We start from the raw sequence: 4,188 nt of genomic DNA, 5'->3' as shown, positions 1-4,188 counted from the left end.
CAGCCGAGCAGCGTTCGCGCTCGCGGCAGTGGTGGCACTCTCCGCGCTGGGCGCGGTCGTCCTCTACCGGTATGTGCAGGTCCCGGACATCGGATTCATCCCGTCGATGTACGAACCCGTGTGGTATGCGAAAAAGAGCCTGACCGCAGGAGCAGAAGCCATCGCGGGCGCTTCAGCGGTGCTCGGGTTCGTCCTCCTGCACCGACACCGGACCCTGTGAGACACGGCAGGTGCCGTTCCTTGGGACATCGCAGCGAATTCAAGGGTTTCTCCAAGTAATCGGAGGCCCGGCGCGAGGTATCTCCAACGTGGGTGCGGGACAGTCGTCGTACTGAACGAAGGGAACGCAATGTCAACCACACGCCGTCAGGTTCTGCTGCTGGGGGGACTCGGAGTCCTCGGGGCAGGCGCCGCCACACTTCCGACAGGGTCGGTGGACGCCAAGTCGGCGAGCCGGCTGAGCGACAGCCAGATGCCGCGCCCGTTCCAGGTGCCCTTCGTCCAGGCCCCGTTCCTCCAGCCGTACACGACAGGGATCGACCCGGCCGACGGGTTGCCCGTCAACTACTACCAGGTGACGGAGAAGGCCGCGACGGCCCAGATCCTGCCGCGGCTGACGACGCCCATCCTCGGGTACAACGGAATATTCCCGGGCCCGACCATCAGCCTGGACCAGGGCACGAAGGCGGTCGTGAGGGTCCGCAACCAGCTGCCGGCCCAGCACCCCCTGGACGGTCACGCCCTGTCCACGTCCACCCACCTGCACGGGTCCGCGTCGCTCCCGCAGTACGACGGCTACGCCAGCGACATCACGAATCCGGGATTCTACAAGGACTACCGGTATCCCAACTTCCAGCCGGCCCGCACGCTCTGGTACCACGACCACGGCGTCCACTTCACCGCTCAGAACGCGTACTCCGGCCTCGCCGCGCAGTACCACATGCACGATCCCCTCGAACGCCAGTTGCTGCCGCAGGGCCGGTACGACGTTGCCCTGACCGTCAGCGACGCGATGTTCGCCGAGAACGGTTCTCTGGGCTACGACGACAACACCCACTCCGGGCTGTGGGGGGACGTGATCCTGGTCAACGGGAAGCCATGGCCCGTCATGAAGGTACAGAAGCGCGTGTACCGCTTCAGGATCCTCAACTGCTCCATCTCACGCTCCCTACGACCAACGCTCAGCACGGGGGACCCCCTCGTGATCGTCGGGACCGATGGTGGCCTGATCCCGAAGGCACAGAGCGTGGCGAACTACCGCCATGCCGGCGCGGAGCGGTACGAGGTCCTCATCGATTTCCGCAAGTACAGGACGGGGCAGCGCATCGAGCTCCGCAACCTCTCGAACAAGAACAACGTGGATTACGACTTCACGGGGAAGATCATGGCGTTCGACGTGACCGACGAAGCCGTCGACACCACCGACCCGACCTGGAACCGCATCCCCACGACCTTGGTCGGCAGTGAAGCCATGTCACTGACGGCCGCGCAGTCGGTGAGGACCCGCAGGTTCCGGGTCAAGCGCAACGACGTCACCAATATGTGGACCATCAACGATGACAGCTGGCAGGACGTCATCGCCAGCGGGTACAAGAAGGTCGTCGCCGATCCGGCGGTCGACTCCGTGGAGATCTGGGAGGTCGAGAACAGCTCGGGCGGGTGGTTCCACCCCCTCCACATCCACTTGGTCGACTTCCAGATCCTCAGCCGCAACGGGAGCGCAGCGTTCTCCTACGAGCGTGGCCCGAAGGACGTCGTGTACGTGGGTGAAGGCGAGACCGTCCGGCTCCTGATGAAATTCTCCCCTCACGCCGGCGTCTACATGATGCACTGCCACAACCTGCCGCACGAGGACCACGACATGATGGCCCAGTTCCGCGTGGGCCTGAAGGAGACCGACTACGACCCCAATGATCCCATGACGGCGGCCCGAGCCGAATGGGACGATGACGACGACTGAGCCGGGCGACGGAATGCCCCAGGACAGGGGACGCCCCATCCTGATGCGTTCGCCGGAGCTGTCGCCGGGGGCGGAAGCGGCGGAGAGACGCCGACCCCGCGTCCTGGTGGTGGCACTGATTCCCCTGCTCCTCGTCCTTGCCCTGCGGGCATGGGTCCTGGAACCGGTCACCGTGTCCTCCGACAGCATGGAACCGACCATCGCATCCGGTGCCGTGGTGCTCCTCTACAAACCCTCCGCCGGTGCGGACTCGATCCGGCCCGGCGTCGTCGTCGCTTTCACCAACCCAGTCGACGGCCGGACCGCCATCAAGCGGGTCATCGCAGGGGAGGGGCAGACCGTCGCCATCCGTGATGCTGAACTGTACGTCGACGACGTCGCGATAGCGGAGCCGTTCGTCGATCACAGCCGCATCGACGCGACCTATTTCGGCCCTGTGACGGTGCCGACCGGGAGTGTCTTCGTGCTGGGTGACAACCGCGGCGTCTCCATCGATTCCCGGGATTTCGGAGCCGTGCCTCTCACATCGATCCGGGGCACTCTGCTCACCGGCCGGAATTAGGCGCGCTCCCGCGGGGGGGAGCAACTCGATTCCCGCATCGGTCCGGCATCCGCCGCACGCCTGCGGCGAGGACCTCACCGAACTCCACCCCGGCGACACCGTCCACACGTGGGCAGGGGAGTGGCACTGGCGCGGCACCACCGCGGACGACGTCATGCTTCTGCCGGATCTGCGGGCAGACGGGACTGCAAGGTCGCAGGGTGGCCTGTTACCGTGGCCATCCATGACCGGTACCGGAAGAGGACGACGTGACACTAAATGACCTGCTGATCGAACTGAACGCCGGCAGAACCATTCCGGGAGATTCACCTCTCCACGCGGTCATGCACCGGACCAGTCAGGAGGCCCTGCGCATCACGGGGGAGTTGAACAGCGGGTGGAAGGACCCGGCAGAGGTCCGTCGGCTCCTGTCCCGGCTGATCGGCACACCGGTCGACGAGTCGGTGACTGTCTTCCCTCCGATCCATGCCGACTTCGGCAGGAACATCACCATCGGACGTCGAGTCTTCATCAATGCCGGGTGCATGTTCCAGGACCAGGGCGGGATCACCATCGGGGACGACTGCCTCATCGGACATAAGGCGGTCTTCGCGACGCTCAACCACGATCTCGCTCCGAGCCGCCGTGCGGACCTGCTCCCGGCGCCGATCGTCCTCGGGGCCAATGTGTGGATCGGAGCGAATGCGACGATCCTGCCAGGGGTGAGCATCGGACGGAACGCCGTCGTGGCGGCTGCCGCGGTCGTGACGAAGGACGTGCCCGACAACGCGATCGTCGTCGGGTCACCGGCGAAAGTCGTCCGATACGTCTCGGACTGACGCAGCCGTGGACATCCGACCCGCCGAATGAGCCCGGAAGCAGTCCCTGACGCGGACTGCCGTATCCGTTCGCGAGGAGGCATCCACGCCCGGACATGACCTCGAGGAACTGCGTCTCAACAGCCCCTCTCGCCGGTATACCAAGTTCGCCGATAACCTCCCGTTAGGTCAATATGTTGGCGACCACGATTACTCCCCGCTGCCCGTTCATGTTCTCCGTGAGCTGGGTGACTGGCGCGTTCCGCGCATGACGGTGTGGGCTGTAGGTCAGTTGCAATATGTCTCGGTCGCGCGCTTCATGCCTCCGGTGACTTGTGCACCTCATCGAACTCGTCGAAGCGACGGCGGGCCTGCTCAATCAGTGGCATCTGTTCTGCTGCCCACTCGAGGATCACTTCGACCGGCGGTCGGAGGGTCTTTCCCAGCATCGTGATGCTGTACTCCACCGCCACGGGACGGGTGCTCAGAACAACGCGTTCGATGATGCCATTGCGCTCGAGCCGCCTGAGCGTTGCGGTAAGCGACTTCTGTGTGACCGTGGGGATGACGCGTCGCAGTTCACTGAAACGCATCGGCCGTTCGCACAGCTCGTTCAGGACCAGGAGGGACCACTTATCGAGCACCTGATCGAGGAGTTCACGGTGGGGAGCGTCGATCTCGAAGCAGTCCGATGGTGGGCTGCTGGTAGTCCTCACGACACCCAGTTTCGTTGAAGTAACCACCTCCCACAAGGTATCCCTGAGATACCAGCAACCCTCCAGTTCAGACCAAGGAGCTTTCGATGACTGTTCGCCTTTCCTCGCCCGAGACCCTGATGCAGCCCGTCCCGTATCATCACGTCGCCGTCG

4 protein-coding genes and 1 pseudogene are annotated in these 4,188 nt (G+C 64.4%); 4 read left to right on the top strand and 1 reads right to left on the bottom strand.

Annotated features, from left to right (window positions below):
* From CVO76_RS15665 to CVO76_RS15650, 4 genes and pseudogenes are all read left to right on the top strand, one after another.
* Nucleotides 1-220, top strand: a pseudogene (locus CVO76_RS15665) (hypothetical protein); the annotation flags it as partial.
* A gap of 129 nt (nucleotides 221-349) precedes the next feature.
* Nucleotides 350-1,960, top strand: coding sequence for a multicopper oxidase family protein (locus CVO76_RS15660; RefSeq protein ID WP_208740050.1), 1,611 nt, complete (start codon nucleotides 350-352; stop codon nucleotides 1,958-1,960).
* A complete protein-coding gene (gene lepB / locus CVO76_RS15655; protein ID WP_244186042.1) occupies nucleotides 1,947-2,522 on the top strand; it encodes a signal peptidase I in 576 nt (191 codons plus the stop codon). Before CVO76_RS15660 ends, lepB begins: the two co-directional genes overlap by 14 nt.
* Before the next feature lie 248 nt (nucleotides 2,523-2,770).
* Nucleotides 2,771-3,340 carry a DapH/DapD/GlmU-related protein gene (locus CVO76_RS15650; RefSeq protein WP_208740049.1) on the top strand — a complete coding sequence of 190 codons (570 nt, stop codon included), beginning with the start codon at nucleotides 2,771-2,773 and terminating at the stop codon, nucleotides 3,338-3,340.
* Between the two features lie 296 nt (nucleotides 3,341-3,636).
* On the opposite strand, the gene CVO76_RS17440 is transcribed toward CVO76_RS15650, so the two are convergent.
* On the bottom strand, nucleotides 3,637-4,188 hold a 552-nt coding region (locus tag CVO76_RS17440; RefSeq protein ID WP_244186041.1), incomplete at its 5' end, for a winged helix-turn-helix transcriptional regulator.

Source organism: Arthrobacter agilis (genome assembly GCF_002953615.1).
Lineage (GTDB): Bacteria > Actinomycetota > Actinomycetes > Actinomycetales > Micrococcaceae > Arthrobacter_D > Arthrobacter_D agilis_B.
This window is presented reverse-complemented; position numbering and strand designations above follow the sequence as displayed.